Origin of the sequence: Roseateles sp. SL47 (assembly GCF_026625885.1) — a bacterium.
Taxonomy (GTDB): Bacteria; Pseudomonadota; Gammaproteobacteria; order Burkholderiales; family Burkholderiaceae_C; genus Roseateles.
This window is the reverse complement of sequence record NZ_CP113068.1, coordinates 1,169,423-1,186,217: the sequence shown is the minus strand read 5'-3', so window position 1 is coordinate 1,186,217 and position 16,795 is coordinate 1,169,423. Positions and strand designations below refer to the sequence as shown.

Sequence of the window (16,795 nt, the reverse complement as noted above, 5' to 3'; positions counted from 1 at the left end):
AGGCTCACCCGCTGATCGGCTCACCGGCTGATCGGCTGAAGGAGGCTGCGCCAGACAACGGAAAGAAGAAGATGATCAAAATCGATGGAGCCGCCGGGGAGGGCGGCGGGCAGATCCTGCGCACGTCGCTGGCACTGGCCATGTGTACGGGCCAGGCGGTGACACTGGATCGAATCCGCGCTGGCCGCGCCAAGCCGGGTCTGATGCGGCAGCATCTGGCCTGTGTGCGGGCGGCGGCCGAGATCAGCGGCGCGGAGGTGGAAGGCGACACGCTGCAATCCACTCAGTTGCGCTTTGCCCCGGGCCCGGTGCGGTCCGGCGACTACCGTTTCCAGGTGGGCACGGCCGGTAGCTGCCTGCTGGTGCTGCAAACGGTGTGGCCGGCCCTGATGCTGGCCGATGGACCGTCCACCCTGCATCTGTCGGGCGGGACGCACAACCCGATGGCGCCGTCCTTCCAGTTCCTGCAGCGCAGTTATGCGCCGCTGCTGCGCCGCTTGGGCTCCGACGCCGATCTGCATCTGCGCCGCGCCGGCTTCTACCCGGCCGGCGGGGGAGAGGTGCAGGTGGCACTGGCCTCAGCGGCCGAACGTCTTCAGCCCTTTGACCTGATGGCGCGCGGCCCGCTGCTGTCCGGCCAGGCCGAGTGCATGGCCCCGGGCCTGCCGCGCCACGTGCCGCAGCGGGAGCTGGAGCAACTGACGTCGGCGCTGGGTTGGACATTTGATCCTCGCCAGATCCTCCCGGTTCGGCAGAACGAGGGGCCGGGGAACGCGCTGATGGCCACGCTCACCCATGAGCAGGTCACCGAGGTCTTCACGCAGCTGGGTGAGAAGGGGGTGACAGCGGAAGCGGTTTCGCAGCGGCTGGTCAAGGAATTGACTGACTATCAGCGCCTGCCTGGCGCGCTGGGCCCGCATCTGACGGACCAGTGGGTGCTGCCGCTGGCACTGGCGGTATGGAAACGCGGGAGGGCGGCGTCCTACACCGCCACGGAATTGACGCAACACGCCACCACCAATTTCGACACCATCCAGCGCTTCCTGCCGGTGGGCATCACCACCGAGCAGACCGACGCGGGATGGAAGGTGACGGTCAGCCCGTCGTGAGAAGGCCGGGGGGCTTTGGCAGAATCACCGCATGATTGCGCCGGAATCCCCCAGCCCGCTCCCCGACGGCCGCCCTGTCGACGCGGACCCGATGCCCGTCCCGCCGCCGCAGCCGGATTTCGACGCCTGCTGCGGCAATGGCTGCGACCCCTGCATTTTTGATCTCCACGACCTGGAGATGGATCGTTACCGGCAAGCCCTGCGCGCCTGGCGGGAGCGGCACCCGGACCTTGAGCCATCAGGCTTCAGCCCGATGTCTCCGTGAGGCTGCCCGCTCAGGGGAACGAAGCAGCCGCGTCAGATGCAGCCGCAATGCCGCCAGATGTTGCGCCACCTGGGAGCAGGCGGTGTCGGTGTCCGAGCGGCTGATCGCATCACACAGCAGATGCAAGCGCTCCGCCCACCGAGGGGGATCAACAGGCGCCAGCGGCGGCCTGGAGCGCCGAAAAGCTTCCAGCAGACAGTTGCGAGGTTCCAGTACCCCCGCTGCATGGGCATTGCCGCCGGTCTCATACAGGCGGCTGGTGAATTGGCGCTCGGCAGCAAACATCGACTCCCAGTCCTGCTCCTCCACGGCCTTGGCCAGCGTGCGCTGATGCCGCCCCAGCAAGGCGAGCTGTTCCACACGATGCCGCTCACAGGCATTGCGAGTGAGCATGGCTTCCAGGGCATCGCGAACGGACAGGAAATCCCGCAGCCATGATTCATCCACCACGGTGACCGTCGCGCCCAGGTTCATTCGCATCTCCACCAGGCCGTCCCCCTGCAATTGCAGCAGCGCTTCGCGCACTGGCACATTGCTCACTCGGTAATGCGCACCAAGACCTCGCAGGGTCAGGTGGCTGCCGAGCGCCCACTGACCGCTCATGATGTCCTCGCGGATCTGGATCCTCAATCGCAAATAGGTCGGCGTATTGATCGGCGGAGCTTGAACCATGGGGCAACGGGAAAACGGTCGGGCTGGCTACTGTAAACAGGCCCTTCCCACGACGGCAGGTCGCCGCGACGCTCCGGTGCGGAAGCTTGTTGTTCATCAATCCGATGTCATGTCCCCATGGCCACTCTGGGTGTTTATGGAGCGATGAATGCCATCAATTCATATCGGTCCAACTCCACCTGAATGAGCGCCTCACGCTGCGCCGCCGCTGAATCGCCAGCCTTGAGCGCGGTGATGAGCGATTGCATCACCTCCCGGCGCCGCTCCGGCCAGAGGGTTGGCGGCCGGCCGCCACAGCACTCGATGAAAGCGGCATCGCCTTGCGCCAGCAGGTCGGCCGCCAAACCATTGCCCATCAACCCGAGACGCTCGAACAGCGCCTGACGCAGTGTCCATTCCTGCTCGGCAATGCCATGGCGACTGGCGTGCGTGAGGCTGCCGCAAAAGACGAGCCAACCCGCTTCCAGTGCTTCGGTCCAGGCCATGGTCAGAGGCATTCGAAGGGCCTCCCACAACTGCGACACCAACACTGCCCTGACCTCCAAAATCTGCTGTGCAGTGGCAGCCCCACCTGGAATGCGGATTCGTGATTCCGGCGCGCCCTGGCTCTCCGGCTCGGTCATGTGTTCCTCCTCGACACCTCACGGAAGAGCCATTCTCGATTTGATAACAAGCATGAAGCGATGATTTCAGGCTGATTTCGCGGATGTTGAGATGCCAAGTATTCATGCATTGACTTAGCACAAGCGACAACGCGATTCCACTTGCAATCTCAAACGCGCTAAAGTCCCGCCTGGGAGGCAAATGCGACATAGAGCCTGAGGCCCGTCGCGTGATCCGGAGTAGATCAATGCCCAAATCGTTGAAGCAAGTGCTCAGTCAAATCGAAAAACTCCAGAAGGAAGCTGAATCGCTTCGGACGAAGGAGATTTCTGGTGTGGTGGCCCGCATTCGTGAAGCCATCGACCATTACGGGCTGACCCCCGAGGAGCTGTTTGGCGCCAGCGTGAAGACGTCGGGCCGCCGAGGCCGTGCCGCCAAGGCCGGCATTGCCGGCAAGCCCGGCCGCAAGGCGGCTGGCCAGCGTGGCGTCGCCGGCCGCGCATCCATGGGCAGCCCCAAGTATCACGACGGCGCAGGCCGTACCTGGACCGGTGTGGGCAAGCGTCCCAATTGGTTCAAGGACGCACTGGCCGCTGGCAAGAAGGCCGAAGACCTGCTGATCCGCTGACAGGGCGTCGGCAGCCGCGACGCCGGTGGCTGCCGGGCAGAACGGACACTCGGCCCCTGTCTCCCCACGGGAGAGGGGGCCGGTGCCCTTTCCTCATCGAATCCGACTGGGGTCGTTCCCCACCTTGTAGAGCGCGTTCAAGGCCATCAAGGTCATGTTCATGCCCTGCGCGTGCCTTGCAGCCTGTTCAGCTGCTTGAGTTGTGAGGAAGGGTCCGGCTTCGATCCGCCGGAGATCCTCGGCCATCGACTGGATAGCACCAGACAGTTCCTTTCGCTGCTGGCTGCGACGAAGCCAGGTGTTCTTTTGAGCAGGATCACCCAGTTCTTCGAAGCACTTGTTCAGTTCACTGAACATTGCTCGTTCGAGCAGTGCAATCGATGCCTCCAGGTCTTCATCAGTTTTTGCCTGAGACAAGGACTGATCAATCGCTTCGGCAAGTGCCAATCGATTGCCGCCCGTCACAGCCAGGCTTTTGACCGACTCAATCGCCTTACCCACGCCGTAGGTTTCCTTGTTGGCAAAGAGACCCAGGGGGCCGCGCCTGGCTTCCTGGACGAACTGGGTGGCGACATGCTGGAGATAGCTCGTCAGCTCGCCACTGGACGGATGAGTTCGAGACAACCATGCGGCTCCAGGCAGGCTGGATCGATCCGACTTGGGCGAGTCCGCAGGGGCGGTGTCAGCGCGCCTCAGGGAGATGCCGGTGTGATGAATGGAGCGACGTAGTTGAGCGGTGCTCGCCTTGAACCTGGGCTCCTCCGCAGCGGCCACCGAATAGAGTCCTTCGGTGGGTATCACTGCCGGTGACGCGTTTCGCAACGCAGCGGCAGCCCCGGCCCCGGCGGCTGGCAGTTCAGAAGCGGCGCCGTACAAGTTGCGGGAGTGGTCCTTGAGAGGGGTCTGATTCAAACGGGCGTAGGAATGCAATGTCTGCCCTTCCACCTGCACGGGCACCCACTGGGGTGCGGTGGTCGAATCGTCGGACATCACCGACAGTGCGTCATTCACGGTCGAGTAGAGGGAATCGGAACCGTCCGACACGGAACCCGTATCGTCGAGCTCGCGCTGTACGGTCGCGGCGTTGTGGGTCCCGGCTGATTGGGGCTTCCCTCCCGTCACCGCGTTGTGAAGATGTCCGGGCGGATGCACCGCGCCCATCGGTTTTTTGGGGGGCTTCAGTGCACCCTGGAGGCGAAGCGCCTGGCCTCGGTGGGCGGCGATCGCCTCGGTCGTTGAAGGGGTTGAAGCGTTTGAAGCGACCCCAGCCGTTGCAGCGGTGTGAGTCCGAGCCGCAGTTTGCGCCGGCTTGGGGTGTGTTGGCGGGGGCACCAAGCCCGGTTTGAACTCACCACGTTGGCGGAATTCCTGCTCCAGCAGCTCGGCGTGCTCCTGGAGGAGGGTGGGGGAGCACTTCGCCGCGAATTGGTCACTACGCACCCTTTTGCAGAGCTGGGTCCAGCGAGTGCTCGCACTCACCAGCTCGCTCGCCTTGGGCGCCTCACCGTCCTTGAACACGGCCTCGGCCGTCAGACGCTGGGCATAAAGGATCGCCAGGATGCCCGACTCGGTGTTGCCACCACGGCACCCAAAGGCCACCATCTCCCTGCCTGCGGCCTCATGCAGGTTCTTGATGGTGGTGTGCAGGGTTTCGGCCGTCGCCCCCTCCAACCGGACCGGCCACAGGCCGATCTCATCCGTCCGTTCCGTTTCTCCGGTGGGCAGTGTGACCGAGAGCGCCAGCGCTTCCGGCGCACCCGACATGGAGGGCGCGACCTTCTGCACATCCACCGTCAACGGACCTCGGTCTGCCGGAAGCGTGACGGATCTGTCCGACGCGAAGGTGTCGACGTGCAGGACCTTCGGTTTGATCGCAAAGACGATCTGCCCCACCCGTTGATCCGCCAGACCACAACACAATTTCGCCATTCGAAGCTTGGCGTCTGCCGTGGTGGATTCGCCAGGGCTCCCGAACACCATCATGCATTTCCTTCCCTCCACGGCCGGGAGCAAAGTGGCGTTGGCCACCGTGGCGTGTGTCACGCCCAATTGCGCCAGTTCATGAACAGGGGGAAGCCCGAAACGCGACGGAATCTCCAGCAGCCGATCCGGCACGAGCGTGGAGCAGGTGTCATGACCTTTCCAGGTGATCAAATCAGGATCGGTGAGCTTCTGCGGGGGACTTGGCAGGGCGACCTCCGCATACGCAAGCTCCTGCGGCACAGCTTCGGAGGGGGCGCCCGTGCTGTGCAGCTGCACGGGGCCTGGGGTGGGGGAATGGGCGCGAAACATCTGGTACTCCTATTCAGCCGGGCCCCGGAGATAGACGGGGCGGTGCGGATGAGTTGTGGCACCGGGTGGCTCCAGTTCCTGGCCTCTGTGTGCATGGAAAAAGCCCCGAGGCTGTCCAGGACCGGCATCGGGGCTGGTGGAGGGCCGCTCAGGGTGCGGAGCTCAACGTGCGGCGCTCACGGTTCGGCGCAAAACGCGGCCACCGTGGAGGGCCTCAACCGCTCACTGCGGTCCTCACTCGCACGGGATGAGCTGGGTCAGCTGTTGACCTTGATGCGGTTGTTGACCGATTGAACGCCCTTGGCAGCCAGCGCCATGGAGCCGGCCCGGTCGCGGGCGGCCAGATCCGGTGCCGTGCCATCCAGCGTGACATGGCCGTTGTTCGTCTCCACCTTCACGTCCAGCGCGCTCAGCTTGGGATCACCCGCCAGCGCAGCCTTGATGGAGGTCGTGATGGAGGCATCCGAGGCTTCTGCGCCCATCTTGTCGGCCGCACGGTCTACCTTCTGGCCCATGGCATCCATGGCCTCACGGGTATCCTGGCGCGCCTGATCGGATTTCTGCTCCATCTTGGCGATGCCGTCATCCAGACGCTGGCCGGCCGTCCGGTCATCGTCCTCGCGGCCGCAGGCAGCCAGCGCCACGGCAGCCACCAGGGCCGGCAGCACCATCAACATCGGGCGGTGTTCTTGCGTTTGCTTCATATCGGGCTCCTTGAAGGAATGAAGGATCCGATGGCCGCGGGAAGGCCTCGGCCCTGGTGTGGAGAGGGCCTTGCATCGGTCCTGCGTGGGAAGTCAATGCGGCCGGGCAGCTCACCCGGGCCATGGCTTGACTGTAGGCAGGCGCTCAGTCGCGTGGGGTCGGTCGCAGCCACGATCCGGGGTCACCCGGCGTGCCGGCCGGTTGTAGGAACAGGCCTACGTCCACCGTGGGCGTGTCCACGGTCGGCACCGACAGCGGCAGCCAGGCGCGGACCTCGCAGCCCTGCCCGGGGGCACTTCGCAACTGAAGTTGCCCGCGCTCGGCTTCCACCCGGAAGCGCATGCCCAGCAGCCCATGCGAGCCCAGCGTCATGCGGGCAGGGTCAAAACCGCAGCCGTTGTCCACCACGCTGACCATGGCCTGCGCATATTCCTGCTTCAAAGTCACCTTGGCCTGCGTGGCCTGCGCATATTTGGCCATGTTGGTCAGGGCTTCCTGCACCAGGCGGAAGGTGGTGAGCTGCGCGCTGCGCGGCAACTGCACCTGTTCTTCCAGCTCGACCTCGATGGGCACGCCCAGCCGCTCCGACGTTTCCCGGCAGAGGATTTCCAGCGCGGGCACCAGGCCCAGTTGATCCAAGGTGGAGGGCCTCAGGTCTTCAATGATGCGACGCTTCAGCGCAATGCCGCTGTTCAGGGTTTCGGTGAGGTGGGTGAGCCGCTGCATGAGTTCCGGGGCTCCCGCCTGGAGCTTGGGCCGCAAGCGGGCCACATCCAGCTTCGCGGCGGTGAGCAGGGCGCCCAGCTCGTCATGCAGGTCGCGGGCCAGGCGGGCCCGTTCATCCTCCCGGGCCGTTTGCAGATGGCGGGCCAGCTGGGTGAGTTCGGCAGTGCGGCGGCCCACCTCGATCTCCAGCCGGTCCCGTTCCGCCCGGATGTCCTGCTGCTGTTGCTCGCGCTGGCTGTCCATGGCCTTGCTCTTGCGCAGGAACAGCACAAACACCACGATGCTGATCAGCGTCATGGCGGCCACACCGATGCGGTTGAGCATGAGGGTGTCATAGACCTGGGCAGTTCCCAGGGCGATGCGCTGGTTCTCGTCCGCCAGCAATTCCGCCGACTTGCGGCGGATCTGCTCCATCTGGTCGCGCCCGATGTCCGTCATCATCAAGGTCTGGGCCGCCTGTGTGCGTCCGTCCTGCGAAAGCTTGAGCACCTCCTGCAGCTCGCTGAGCTTGGCGCTGACGGCGGTGGCAATCTCCTTGCTGCGCCGCTGTGCATCCTCGGCCCCCACCTGTCCGTACATGCGCTGCAGGGAGTCCAGGCCCTTGGAGGCATCCTCGGCGGCAAACCGGTAAGGGTCCAGATATTCCGGCCGTCCGGTGATCAGGTATCCCCGTTGCCCTGATTCCGCGTCCGTCACCCGCGCCAGCAGCCTGACAAGCTCCAGCCGGGCCCGGCCCAGGGTCACCAGTCGGTCCATCTGGGAGACGGCTCCGAAGTAGGCCAACTCGCTGATCAACACCATCAGCAAGGCCACGAAGAGCCCGAGCGGCAAGGCCCAGGCCTTGCTCCCCAGGTTGGCCACGGTGTCTTTGAAACTCATCCTCTACACTCCCCAGGGCATGACGCCCCACTGACCAGAGCCACCATGATCCGAATCGCCATCGTTGATGACCATGCGATTGTCCGCGCCGGATTGCGGCAATTTCTGTCCGAACAGGTCGACCTGCGTGTGACCGGTGAAGCCAGCTCCGGCCGCGAAGCGCTGGACCTGGTCCGCGCTGGCGACGTCGACGTCATGCTGATGGACCTGTCGCTGCCCGACCAGAGCGGCGTGGAAACACTGGCGGCCATCAAGGCCCGCAAGCCGGAACTTCCGGTACTCATCCTGAGTGGCTTTCCGGAGGCCCACTACGCCACCACGCTGCTGCGCCAGGGGGCCAGCGGTTATCTGAACAAGGAATGCGACCCCGAAGAAATCGCCACGGCAGTGCGAACCGTCTTTCGGGGACGCAAATACATCACGCCCGCCGTGGCCGAACTGCTGGCCGACGGCCTGGGTGCCGCCCAGGACCAGGCGCCGCATGACACGCTGTCCGAGCGTGAGCTGCAGGTCTTCCTGAGACTGGCGCGAGGGGAAACGGTGGGTCATATTGCGGACGGCATGTCGCTCAGCGTCAAGACCGTGAGCACCTATCGTTCCCGGGTGCTGGAAAAGCTGGCGCTCAACACCAACAGCGAGTTGACCTATTACGCGCTCAAGAATGGGCTGATTGAGTAAGAGGGGCCGATCAAGCCATCGACAGCGCCAACACGGGCCCCACCACCACCACTGGCGAATGCCATGGCGCTGCGCCGGGCGTCGCTCAATACGGCCCGGCATTGCCATCCGCCGCATCAGGCTCCTGGCGCTCGGCCAGGCACTGGCAGTAGGCCAGCAGATCTTCCAGCTCGGCCGATTTGTCGAACACCCGGTGCGCACCCAGCGCCATGCAGCGTTGTCGCATGTCCGGGGTGGCGTAGTTGCTCAGGATCACACGGCGTGCCGACGGCATCCGGGCGCTGGCGGCCTGCAACACATTCAGGCCGGTGCCCTGGCTCAGGAAGATGTCGATGATCAGCAGGTCGCAGGGTCGGTTGTCCTGCGTCAGCCAGGTCAAGGCGCCCTCCTCATCCACGGCATGGCCCAGCACCCTCAGATCCACCATCTCTTCCAGGGTGGCGACCAGGTTCTCGCGGATGACGGGGTTGTCCTCCACCAGAAAGCAGGTCAGTGTGGACGGGGAAACGTGGGAGTCCATGGCAGGCGCTGGAACGGGGCGGTGGACGGGGAACAACGGCGCGCGGACGGTCAACATGCTCCGGCATGCGGACCGTCCGCGCAAATCCTGACAGAAGGCAGCCGCCACCCGGGCCTCCGTCCTGGCGGACCGAGGTGGCGGTCTCCCGCCATCAGTTACGGATGGCGATTTCGTTCTTGACGCGCTTCACGCCCTTGACCTGGCGGGCAATCGCTTCCGCATTGGTCTTTTCGGTGGCGTTCTTGGCGAAACCGGACAGCATCACTTCACCCTGCAGCGTTTCCACACTGATGGACGAAGCATCCACCGTCCTGGCTTCCACGAACTTGGCCTTCACCGCCGTGGTGATGGAGGCGTCGTCCACATATTCGCCAACGGAAGACTGACCGCGGGTCACGGCGCAGCCCGGCAGGATCGTGAGGGCGCCCACAGCAGTGGCCAGGGCGAGAACGGTGGCTCGAATCATCATGTAGATCTCCTTGTCGATGACAGACACTGGCTCACGCGGCGTGGCGGGGATTCGACACGACGGCAGGGGCCGGCTCGGCAAACGTCGCGGGGGCGTGGTCCGTGAGGTAGGGCAGTGCCGCTTCCAAACCCAGCAACGATTCCATGTCGGACACCGACGCCCAGTGAATCTGGGCACCGCTGTCATCGGCATGAAGGTGAAAGGTCTGGAAGTGGTCGGCTTGTCCCATCTCTGGCTCCTTGGCGCCCCGTGGCGTGCTGAGATGAACTCTACGTATGCCGAACATGGCGGCCTGTCGTCCACGTCCGCGACTCTTTGTAGGACAAGCGGCCATCAGGGGTTTGTCACGCGTTGGACGCACGACGACGGCATGCTGTCCTACAACGGGTCGCGCCTGCACCCGACAGGTGCGGCGAGACAGTCTCTTTAGGATTTCGGCCATGGACAAGAACACATTGCGCGCTCGATGGGGAAGCGCCAGGAATGCCCCCCTCCCGACCCCACTCGCCGACTCGGCCGCCATGCGCTTTGCGCCAGCCCCGGCGTCGCCAGCATTCAAACCCTCGCATTGCGTGAATGCCGAACTGTTGCTGTCGACCCCGCTGACGGTGGTGGTCCGGGCGCGCCTGGACTATTTCGATGCGCAGGGGCATGAAATGCAGGATGAGGTGGCGCTGGTGATTTCGCGCAATCGCTGCGAAGGGGATCATCCCTACTGGCCCGCGCTGCTGTCCGCCGCGCAGGAACATTGGCACCGCTGCAGCGGCCATGCCTGCCGGATGAGCGCTTGCGTGGACGGTGAATGGCAGACGCTGCTGGCGGCGCAGATCCAGCACTGACATCGTTCTTTACAGATTTGCAGCATATCCGTCAGGCTCTCGAAGGGCGGGGCGGACGGGGTTGGCGATAATGTCGTGAGTGGCCGCAGGGGCCCGACGACGATGACACAGCGCTTATTCAGTACGCCTCGAAGCAATGGTTTCACAAGCCGCAAGGCAAAACCTCTGGTGACTGGCCGGCTTGCAGCCGCCATCGCGCTGGGCCTGAGCGTTGGCCTGGCTGGCTGCGCCACTTTTGGCAACGACAACGCCGCTGGTGGGCGCAAAGGTTCGGTCTACCAGAACGAACGTTTCCAGGCCGATGAAACCTTCTCCCGGCTCTTCGACGCCAGCGTCGAGGACACCTGCGAAGCTGCGCGGCGCGCCCTGCTGAGCCAGGGCTATGTGATCAACCTCGCCCAGAGCGGCTCCATCAGCGGCAGCAAGCGCTTCCAGCCGGAAGGCGAGGTCCATGTGGAGATCAGCTTCAACATCGTCTGCGTGCCCGAGGGCGGCGCAGGCAAGCTCTCCACCGCCTATGTCTCCGCGCTGCAGGACCGCTACACCGTCAAGCGCAGCACCAATTCCACCAGTCTGGGCGTCAGCGCCATTGGCTCCATCTCCGTCCCGCTGTCCTCCACCTCCGAATCGCTGGTGAAGGTGGCCTCGGAAACCATCCCGGCCGGTCAGTTCTACGACCGCTTCTTTTCGCTGATGCAGAAGATGCTGAAGGAGCAGGCGCAGGTGGTGTCTGGCGGGGAGGCGGCGCCGGCGCCTTGAAGCAGCTCCGTGCCCGGTGCTCCCGGCGCGGATGTGCAGATGTGCAGATGTGCTGAGCTGCTGAGCTGCTGAGCTGCTGAGCTGCTGAGCTGCTGAGGTCGATGAAAACAAAATGGGCGCCCTGCGGCGCCCATTTTTCATGCTCCGCTGCGTTTATTTGCCAGCGGCCGCCTTGGGCTTGTCGATCACCAGGCCACGACGCTCCAGCAGCGGTGCGATGTCGGGTTCATGGCCGACCACGCTGCGGAACAGGGTCAGTGCGTCCTGGCTACCGCCCTGCGACAGCAAGCGCTCACGGAACATGTCGCCCAGCTCGCGCTTCAGGCCGCCATTGGTCTTGAACCATTCCACCGTGTCTGCATCCAGCACCTCCGACCAGATATAGGCGTAGTAGCCGGCGGCATAACCGCCCATGATGTGGCTGAAGTAGGGCGTGCGATAACGCGGCGGTACGGCCGCATAGTCATACCCCTCTTCCTTCAGCACCTTCGCTTCAAAATCCATCACGCCCGCAGCGGACGGCACCTGGTCCAGCGGCAGCTGATGCCAGCGTTGGTCCAGCATGGCAGCGCTCAGGTATTCGGTGGTGGCAAAGCCCTGATTGAACTTGCTGGCGGCCTGCACCTTGTCCAGCAGCTCACGCGGCATGGGCTCGCCGGTCTTGTAGTGCTTGGCATAGTTGGCCAGCACGCTCGGCCAGGTGGCCCACATCTCGTTGACCTGCGACGGATATTCGACGAAGTCTCGCGGCACCCGGGTGCCGGCCATGCTCGGGTACTTCACGTTCGAGAACATGCCGTGCAGGGCGTGGCCGAACTCGTGGAACATGGTGTTGACCTCGTCCCAGGTCAGCAGCGTGGGCTTGCCGTCGGCCGGCTTGGGAATGTTGAGGTGGTTGGCAATGACGGGCTTCTGGTTGAACAGGCCGTTCTGGTCCACATAGGCATTCATCCAGGCGCCCCCGCGCTTGGAAGGACGGGCATACATGTCGGCAATGAAGATGGCCAGTTGCGAGCCATCGGCATTCAACACGTCATAGACCATCACGTCCTTGTGATAGACGGGCAGGTCTTTGCGTTCCTTGAAGCTCAAGCCGTAGAGCTGAGCTGCAGCGTAGAACACACCGTTTTCCAGCACATTGCGCAGCTCCAGATAGGGCTTGAGCTGGGATTGGTCGAAACCGTACTTCGCGGCCCGCACCTTCTCGGTGTAGTAGCTCCAGTCCCACGCCGCCAGCTTGAAGCTGGGCTGATGACGGGCGGCCTGTTCGCGGTCGATCATGGCCTGCAGGTCGTCGCCTTCGCGGCGGGCAGCAGCCACAGCGGCCGGGGCCAGTTGGCGCAGCATGGCATTCACCGCCTGCGGCTTGCGGGCGGTCTCGTCGCTCAGGACAAAGTCCGCATGGGTGGCAAAGCCGAGCAAACGGGCCCGTTCGGCACGCAGCGTGGCCACGCGGGACACCAGCGCGGTGTTGTCGAATTCATTGCCACGGCTGCCACGGGCCACCGAAGCCTTGTAGATGCGCTCGCGCAGCGCGCGGTTTTCCAGCTGGGACAGCACCGGCTGGCCGGTGGTGTTGAGCAGGACAATCACATACTTGCCTTCCAGGCCACGGGCCTTGGCGGCCGCTGCGGCGCTGGTGATCTGCTCATCGCTCAAGCCGGCCAGTTCGTCGGCCTTCTCCACCACCACGGCGGAGTCATTCACTTCGGCCAACACGTTCTGGTTGAAGCGGGCCCCCAGGGTGGCCAGCTCGGCATTGATGGCCTTCATACGGGCCTTGCCCGCTTCATCCAGCTTGGCGCCGGCTCGCACCAGGCTGGTGTAGCGGCGCTCGATCAGGCGCTGCTCCTGCGCACCCAGGCCCAGCTCGGTGCGACGCTGCCAGAGCGATTCCACCCGGGCGAAGAGCTGCGGATTCAGTGCGATGGCATCGCGATGAGCGGCCAGCCGCGCGGCAAAGTCGCCCTGCAGCTTCAGTCGCGCCGGGTTGGCATCGGCGCCCAGCAGGCTGGACAGCAGGGTGTTGGCGCGTGCCAGCGTGCGGCCGGCCCGCTCCAGCGCGACGATGGTGTTGTCAAACGTGGCAGGCTGCGGATTGGCGGCAATCGCCTTCACTTCCTGCAGCTGCTCGGCCATGCCCTGTTCAAGCGCGGGGCCGATGTCTTCGTCCCGGATCTTGTCAAACGGCGGATATTGCAGCGGCAGCGGGCTCGGCGCGATCAGCGCATTGGCCGTTGCAGCGGAAGCGGCCTGGGCAGGCACGGTCTGCGCCAGCACCGGCGCGGCAATGGCCAGGGAGGCGGCCAGGACAAATGGAATCCTCATGAGGGGGAGCTCGCTGTTCGATGGCAATCGGGCAAAGGCGCAAGCCTAGCCCATGGGGGGAGTTCAGCCGAAGGGCATGGGTCCGGTCGGGCGGCTTCCGCCCATCCACCGGCGCGTGAACTCGTGTGCTGTCCCGCAAGTCACTGCCAATGAAACCGCGTCTTTCGCGCCTTGTTCTGGCGACAGGAAACGTCTCAGGTCAATCCATCGGTTGCATTTTTGGTCGTGACTTGCGGGACAGCACACTAGCATCCGCCTACCTGCCCCTCTTGCGCGGCTTCGCCGCCCACCAGCATGACTTCCACTTTCCAATGGGCGCTCATCGGGCCCGGTGCGATCGCCCATGTGTTCGCGGACGCCGTCCGGCACCTGGACGGCTGCCGCCTGCATGCCGTCTGCGGCCGCGACAGCCATCGGGCCGAGCAGTTTGCACAGCGCTGGTCGGAGCCGGGGGAGCCGGCCCTGCGCGTGACCACGGACCCCGCCGCGCTGCTGGCCGACCCCGAGGTGGATGGGGTGTATATCGCCACGCCGCATGGTCAGCATTTCGACTATGCAAGGGCGGCGCTGAAAGCGGGCAAGGCCGTGTTGTGCGAGAAGTCGCTGGTACCGACCGAAGCCATGGCCCGGACCTTGGTGGAGACCGCCCAGGCGCAGGGCGTGTTCTTGATGGAAGCGGTGTGGACACGCTTCCTGCCGGTCTATCAGGAGATCGCCCGCTGGCTGCAACAAGGTCGCATCGGTCAGCTGCGCGCCTTGCAGTCCAGCTTCTGCTTCCCTGCCCCTTACAACCCGGACAGCCGTCTCTTCAGCCCCGCGCTGGCGGGGGGCGCCTTGCTCGACGTGGGGGTTTACAACCTGAACGCCACCCGCTTTGTGCTGCGGCATGCGCTGGGAGAAGTGCCCGAGTTGCGTGCGCTGGAAGCCCACGGCGTGCTGGCGCCGACAGGCGTGGATGCACGGGTGTCGGCCAGCCTGGACTTCGGTGATGGATTGGTGGCCCAGTTCGTCTGCGGCATCGACACGTTTGCCCCCAACACCTTGCAGGTGATGGGGGACGCGGGCGCCATCGTGCTGCCGGAAACCTTCTGGCAGGCGACCCGTGCCCAATGGCTGCGGCCCAGCAACCCGGCAGAAACGGTGGACTTGCCGTTCAAGACCAACGGCTTTGAATATCAGATTGCCGAGGCCATGCGGTGCATCCGCGCTGGTGAGATCGAAAGCCCGGGCATGCCGCATTCGGAAACGCTGGCGGTACTGGGTTGGATCGACCGCATCCGCGACAAGGTGGGGGCGCGTCTGCCCTTCGACGCGCCCTCCGAAGCGCTCTGAAGCCGCGCTTCGGGACAGCCCGCATAAAAAAAGCCGTCCCCGCAAAGGGACGACCTCGAAGCTGGGACGCTTGCGCCCGACCCACCCGGGGCCGGGCTCAGCGCTGTCTGCACTCAGTCGTCGCTGCTGCCAGCAAAGCCGAAAATGCTCAGCAGGCTGGTGAACAGGTTGAAGATCGACACAAACAGGCTGACGGTGGCCATCACATAGTTGCGCTCGCCGCCATGGACGATGTTGCTGGTCTCATACAGGATCAGACCGATGGAAGCCAGCGCCACCACACCGGAGATCACCAGACCCAGCACCGGCATCTGCAGCCAGATGTTGGCGACGGCGGCCAGCAGGGCGACGATCATGCCGGCGAACAGGAAGCCGCCCATGAAGCTGAAGTCCTTCTTGGTGGCCAGCACATAGGCCGACAGCGCCAGGAAGGTGGCACCGGTGGTGCCCAGCGCCAGCGCGATGGTGTTGGCCCCGCCCGGCAGGCTCAGGACGGCATTCAGCATCGGGCCCAGCGACCAGCCCATGAAGCCGGTGAGCGCAAACACCAGCGGAATGGCCATGCCGCTGTTGCGAGCACGGTGGATACCGAACAGCAGGCCGAAATAGCCCAGCAGCGTCAGCAGCATGCCGGGGGCGGGCCACTGGTAGCTGACCGTGGCGGTGGCAATGGCACCGCTGAACAGCAGCGTCATCGACAGCAACGCGTAGGTGTTGCGCAACACACGCGTCACGTCGGCGCCCTGGCTGAAGACCGAGCCGCCGGCCGGGGTGGGCGTCCAGGTCGTGGGGGACGCCGGGGAACGTTGGAAGTCACTCATGACTGAACTCCTTGGGGTGGGAAAAGACGCCCGGCCCCTGACTGGAAACCGCGCGCGCGTAAGCACACCTTAGGGCAATCTCGACTTCCGAAAAACCATCTATTTGCTCATTCTTCTGAAGGAAAATCGGAATCATTGCCCGCCGTGGAAACACCCCCGTCCGCACGGCCAGGGCGGCGAGACGCCGCCAGCAGCTTGGCCACCAGCGGATGGTTCTGCCCGCGGCGCGAATAGATGCCATGGACGTCTTCCATCACCTCGGTCTGCCCCAACAGATGCAGGCCACTCATGAGCGCCAAGTCATCGGCCCCCAGCCGGCTGACCGGGAACACGCCCAGGCCGCGCGCGGCAAACACGCTCATCAGGGCGCTGTCCTCGAACTCACCCACCACCTGCGGACGGATGTGATGCTGCTCGAACCAACGCTCCAGACCGGCCCGCAGGGAGGCGTGGCGGGTGGGCAGCAGCACCGGCAGATCTTCCAACCCATGCGGGAAGGGCCGGCTGGGTGAGCGCTGCGCGCGAGCCACCAGTTCCGCCGGCCCCCACCAGTCCACCGAGGTGCTGGCCAGCAACTGGCTGGTGATGCGAAGTGTCGGATTGACGGGGGCTGGCTGGTCAGTCAGTACTAAGTCCAGATGATGCAAGGCCAGCTCGCCCAGGAGTTGGTCGACCTCGCCTTCATGGCACACCAGGCGCAGGTTGGGGGTGTCCAGTACCGGGGCCAGCAGCGCATGGGCGGCCAGTTTGGACAACCCGTCCGACAGGCCCACCGACAGCCGCTGTACCCGCTGGGTGGCCGCCTCATGGACCTCATGCGGCACCAGTTGGCCGATCTGGAAGATCTCTTCTGCCCGGCTGAAGGCCGCCTGGCCGGCTTCTGTCAGCACCAGGCCCCGGCCCTCCGGCTTGAGCAACTGGTGCCCCAGCGAACGTTCCAGCTCGCGCACCTGAGCGCTGATGGTTTGCACCGCCATGCCCAGACGGTCGGCCGCTCGGGCAAAGCCGCCTTCCTTGGCGACCACCCAGAAGTAATGCAGGTGACGGTAATTCAGCGAACTCATCTAACTCTCCGAAAAGACGAAGCCAGATCATACATAACTTCGGATAAACGGGATCTAAAAACTTCATCCCTATGGGATTTCCGAGTCAACCCTGGAACGGCGGTGA

General features: G+C 64.5%; 18 protein-coding genes. 7 read left to right on the top strand and 11 right to left on the bottom strand.

All coding sequences use genetic code 11. The features are described from left to right. The first annotated feature begins 71 nt into the window (after positions 1 to 71). Entirely contained in the window at positions 72 to 1,109 is a 1,038-nt protein-coding gene (gene rtcA / locus OU995_RS05195) for an RNA 3'-terminal phosphate cyclase (protein ID WP_267834456.1), read from the top strand. Positions 1,110 to 1,140: 31 nt separating this feature from the next. Further along, entirely contained in the window at positions 1,141 to 1,374 is a 234-nt protein-coding gene (locus OU995_RS05190) for an oxidoreductase-like domain-containing protein (protein WP_267834455.1), read from the top strand. Here OU995_RS05190 and OU995_RS05185 read toward each other — a convergent pair. Further along, a complete protein-coding gene (locus OU995_RS05185) occupies positions 1,348 to 2,046 on the bottom strand; it encodes a GntR family transcriptional regulator (RefSeq protein ID WP_267834454.1) in 699 nt (232 codons plus the stop codon). The genes OU995_RS05190 and OU995_RS05185 overlap by 27 nt on opposite strands. A gap of 134 nt (positions 2,047 to 2,180) precedes the next feature. Further along, on the bottom strand, positions 2,181 to 2,669 hold the full coding sequence (locus tag OU995_RS05180; protein WP_267834453.1) for a hypothetical protein: 489 nt from the start codon (positions 2,667 to 2,669) through the stop codon (positions 2,181 to 2,183). Between the two features lie 227 nt (positions 2,670 to 2,896). Here OU995_RS05180 and OU995_RS05175 point away from each other — a divergent pair, with 227 nt between their 5' ends. Continuing rightward, on the top strand, positions 2,897 to 3,277 hold the full coding sequence (locus tag OU995_RS05175; RefSeq protein WP_267834451.1) for an H-NS histone family protein: 381 nt from the start codon (positions 2,897 to 2,899) through the stop codon (positions 3,275 to 3,277). Between the two features lie 93 nt (positions 3,278 to 3,370). Here OU995_RS05175 and OU995_RS05170 read toward each other — a convergent pair whose 3' ends face one another. The 3 genes from OU995_RS05170 to OU995_RS05160 all read right to left on the bottom strand — a co-directional run bounded on the left by OU995_RS05170 (position 3,371) and on the right by OU995_RS05160 (position 7,879). Continuing rightward, positions 3,371 to 5,536 (bottom strand): hypothetical protein, encoded by a 2,166-nt coding sequence (locus tag OU995_RS05170; RefSeq protein ID WP_267834450.1) that lies wholly within the window; start codon positions 5,534 to 5,536, stop codon positions 3,371 to 3,373. A gap of 290 nt (positions 5,537 to 5,826) precedes the next feature. Further along, a complete protein-coding gene (locus OU995_RS05165) occupies positions 5,827 to 6,273 on the bottom strand; it encodes a BON domain-containing protein (RefSeq protein ID WP_267834449.1) in 447 nt (148 codons plus the stop codon). A gap of 145 nt (positions 6,274 to 6,418) precedes the next feature. Further along, positions 6,419 to 7,879 (bottom strand): CHASE3 domain-containing protein, encoded by a 1,461-nt coding sequence (locus OU995_RS05160; RefSeq protein ID WP_267834448.1) that lies wholly within the window; start codon positions 7,877 to 7,879, stop codon positions 6,419 to 6,421. Positions 7,880 to 7,924: 45 nt separating this feature from the next. Here OU995_RS05160 and OU995_RS05155 point away from each other — a divergent pair, with 45 nt between their 5' ends. Beyond that, positions 7,925 to 8,557 (top strand): response regulator transcription factor, encoded by a 633-nt coding sequence (locus OU995_RS05155; RefSeq protein WP_267834447.1) that lies wholly within the window; start codon positions 7,925 to 7,927, stop codon positions 8,555 to 8,557. A gap of 85 nt (positions 8,558 to 8,642) precedes the next feature. Here OU995_RS05155 and OU995_RS05150 read toward each other — a convergent pair whose 3' ends face one another. From OU995_RS05150 to OU995_RS05140, 3 genes are all read right to left on the bottom strand, one after another. Continuing rightward, the gene (locus OU995_RS05150; protein WP_267834446.1) at positions 8,643 to 9,077 is read right to left on the bottom strand and encodes a response regulator; all 435 of its coding nucleotides are present in this window, start codon (positions 9,075 to 9,077) and stop codon (positions 8,643 to 8,645) included. Between the two features lie 151 nt (positions 9,078 to 9,228). Further along, positions 9,229 to 9,543, bottom strand: a complete 315-nt coding sequence (locus OU995_RS05145; protein WP_267836183.1) for a BON domain-containing protein — start codon at positions 9,541 to 9,543, stop codon at positions 9,229 to 9,231. A 34-nt stretch (positions 9,544 to 9,577) separates the two neighbouring features. Continuing rightward, positions 9,578 to 9,775, bottom strand: a complete 198-nt coding sequence (locus tag OU995_RS05140) for a hypothetical protein (protein WP_267834445.1) — start codon at positions 9,773 to 9,775, stop codon at positions 9,578 to 9,580. Between the two features lie 211 nt (positions 9,776 to 9,986). Between OU995_RS05140 and OU995_RS05135 the strand changes: the two genes are divergently transcribed. Together OU995_RS05135 and OU995_RS05130 are read left to right on the top strand one after the other, a co-directional pair. Further along, positions 9,987 to 10,385 (top strand): hypothetical protein, encoded by a 399-nt coding sequence (locus OU995_RS05135; RefSeq protein ID WP_267834444.1) that lies wholly within the window; start codon positions 9,987 to 9,989, stop codon positions 10,383 to 10,385. A gap of 168 nt (positions 10,386 to 10,553) precedes the next feature. Further along, positions 10,554 to 11,144, top strand: coding sequence for a DUF2242 domain-containing protein (locus tag OU995_RS05130; RefSeq protein WP_267834443.1), 591 nt, complete (start codon positions 10,554 to 10,556; stop codon positions 11,142 to 11,144). A 153-nt stretch (positions 11,145 to 11,297) separates the two neighbouring features. Here the strand turns inward: OU995_RS05130 and OU995_RS05125 are convergent, their stop codons facing one another. Then, positions 11,298 to 13,472, bottom strand: a complete 2,175-nt coding sequence (locus OU995_RS05125; protein WP_267834441.1) for a M3 family metallopeptidase — start codon at positions 13,470 to 13,472, stop codon at positions 11,298 to 11,300. A 294-nt stretch (positions 13,473 to 13,766) separates the two neighbouring features. Here OU995_RS05125 and OU995_RS05120 point away from each other — a divergent pair, with 294 nt between their 5' ends. Next, a complete protein-coding gene (locus OU995_RS05120; protein WP_267834440.1) occupies positions 13,767 to 14,804 on the top strand; it encodes a Gfo/Idh/MocA family protein in 1,038 nt (345 codons plus the stop codon). Between the two features lie 113 nt (positions 14,805 to 14,917). Here OU995_RS05120 and OU995_RS05115 read toward each other — a convergent pair whose 3' ends face one another. Continuing rightward, positions 14,918 to 15,625, bottom strand: a complete 708-nt coding sequence (locus tag OU995_RS05115; RefSeq protein WP_267834439.1) for a Bax inhibitor-1/YccA family protein — start codon at positions 15,623 to 15,625, stop codon at positions 14,918 to 14,920. Positions 15,626 to 15,732: 107 nt separating this feature from the next. Beyond that, positions 15,733 to 16,689, bottom strand: coding sequence for a LysR family transcriptional regulator (locus tag OU995_RS05110; RefSeq protein ID WP_267834438.1), 957 nt, complete (start codon positions 16,687 to 16,689; stop codon positions 15,733 to 15,735). Positions 16,690 to 16,795: the final 106 nt, after the last annotated feature.

Bases quoted from the DNA above. Each gene is read 5' to 3' on its own strand.
- rtcA (WP_267834456.1), top strand. From the start codon at position 72: ATGATCAAAATCGATGGAGCCGCCGGGGAGGGCGGCGGGCAGATCCTG.
- OU995_RS05190 (WP_267834455.1), top strand. From the start codon at position 1,141: ATGATTGCGCCGGAATCCCCCAGCCCGCTCCCCGACGGCCGCCCTGTC.
- OU995_RS05185 (WP_267834454.1), bottom strand. From the start codon at position 2,046: ATGGTTCAAGCTCCGCCGATCAATACGCCGACCTATTTGCGATTGAGG.
- OU995_RS05180 (WP_267834453.1), bottom strand. From the start codon at position 2,669: ATGACCGAGCCGGAGAGCCAGGGCGCGCCGGAATCACGAATCCGCATT.
- OU995_RS05175 (WP_267834451.1), top strand. From the start codon at position 2,897: ATGCCCAAATCGTTGAAGCAAGTGCTCAGTCAAATCGAAAAACTCCAG.
- OU995_RS05165 (WP_267834449.1), bottom strand. From the start codon at position 6,273: ATGAAGCAAACGCAAGAACACCGCCCGATGTTGATGGTGCTGCCGGCC.
- OU995_RS05160 (WP_267834448.1), bottom strand. From the start codon at position 7,879: ATGAGTTTCAAAGACACCGTGGCCAACCTGGGGAGCAAGGCCTGGGCC.
- OU995_RS05155 (WP_267834447.1), top strand. From the start codon at position 7,925: ATGATCCGAATCGCCATCGTTGATGACCATGCGATTGTCCGCGCCGGA.
- OU995_RS05150 (WP_267834446.1), bottom strand. From the start codon at position 9,077: ATGGACTCCCACGTTTCCCCGTCCACACTGACCTGCTTTCTGGTGGAG.
- OU995_RS05145 (WP_267836183.1), bottom strand. From the start codon at position 9,543: ATGATTCGAGCCACCGTTCTCGCCCTGGCCACTGCTGTGGGCGCCCTC.
- OU995_RS05140 (WP_267834445.1), bottom strand. From the start codon at position 9,775: ATGGGACAAGCCGACCACTTCCAGACCTTTCACCTTCATGCCGATGAC.
- OU995_RS05135 (WP_267834444.1), top strand. From the start codon at position 9,987: ATGGACAAGAACACATTGCGCGCTCGATGGGGAAGCGCCAGGAATGCC.
- OU995_RS05125 (WP_267834441.1), bottom strand. From the start codon at position 13,472: ATGAGGATTCCATTTGTCCTGGCCGCCTCCCTGGCCATTGCCGCGCCG.
- OU995_RS05120 (WP_267834440.1), top strand. From the start codon at position 13,767: ATGACTTCCACTTTCCAATGGGCGCTCATCGGGCCCGGTGCGATCGCC.
- OU995_RS05115 (WP_267834439.1), bottom strand. From the start codon at position 15,625: ATGAGTGACTTCCAACGTTCCCCGGCGTCCCCCACGACCTGGACGCCC.
- OU995_RS05110 (WP_267834438.1), bottom strand. From the start codon at position 16,689: ATGAGTTCGCTGAATTACCGTCACCTGCATTACTTCTGGGTGGTCGCC.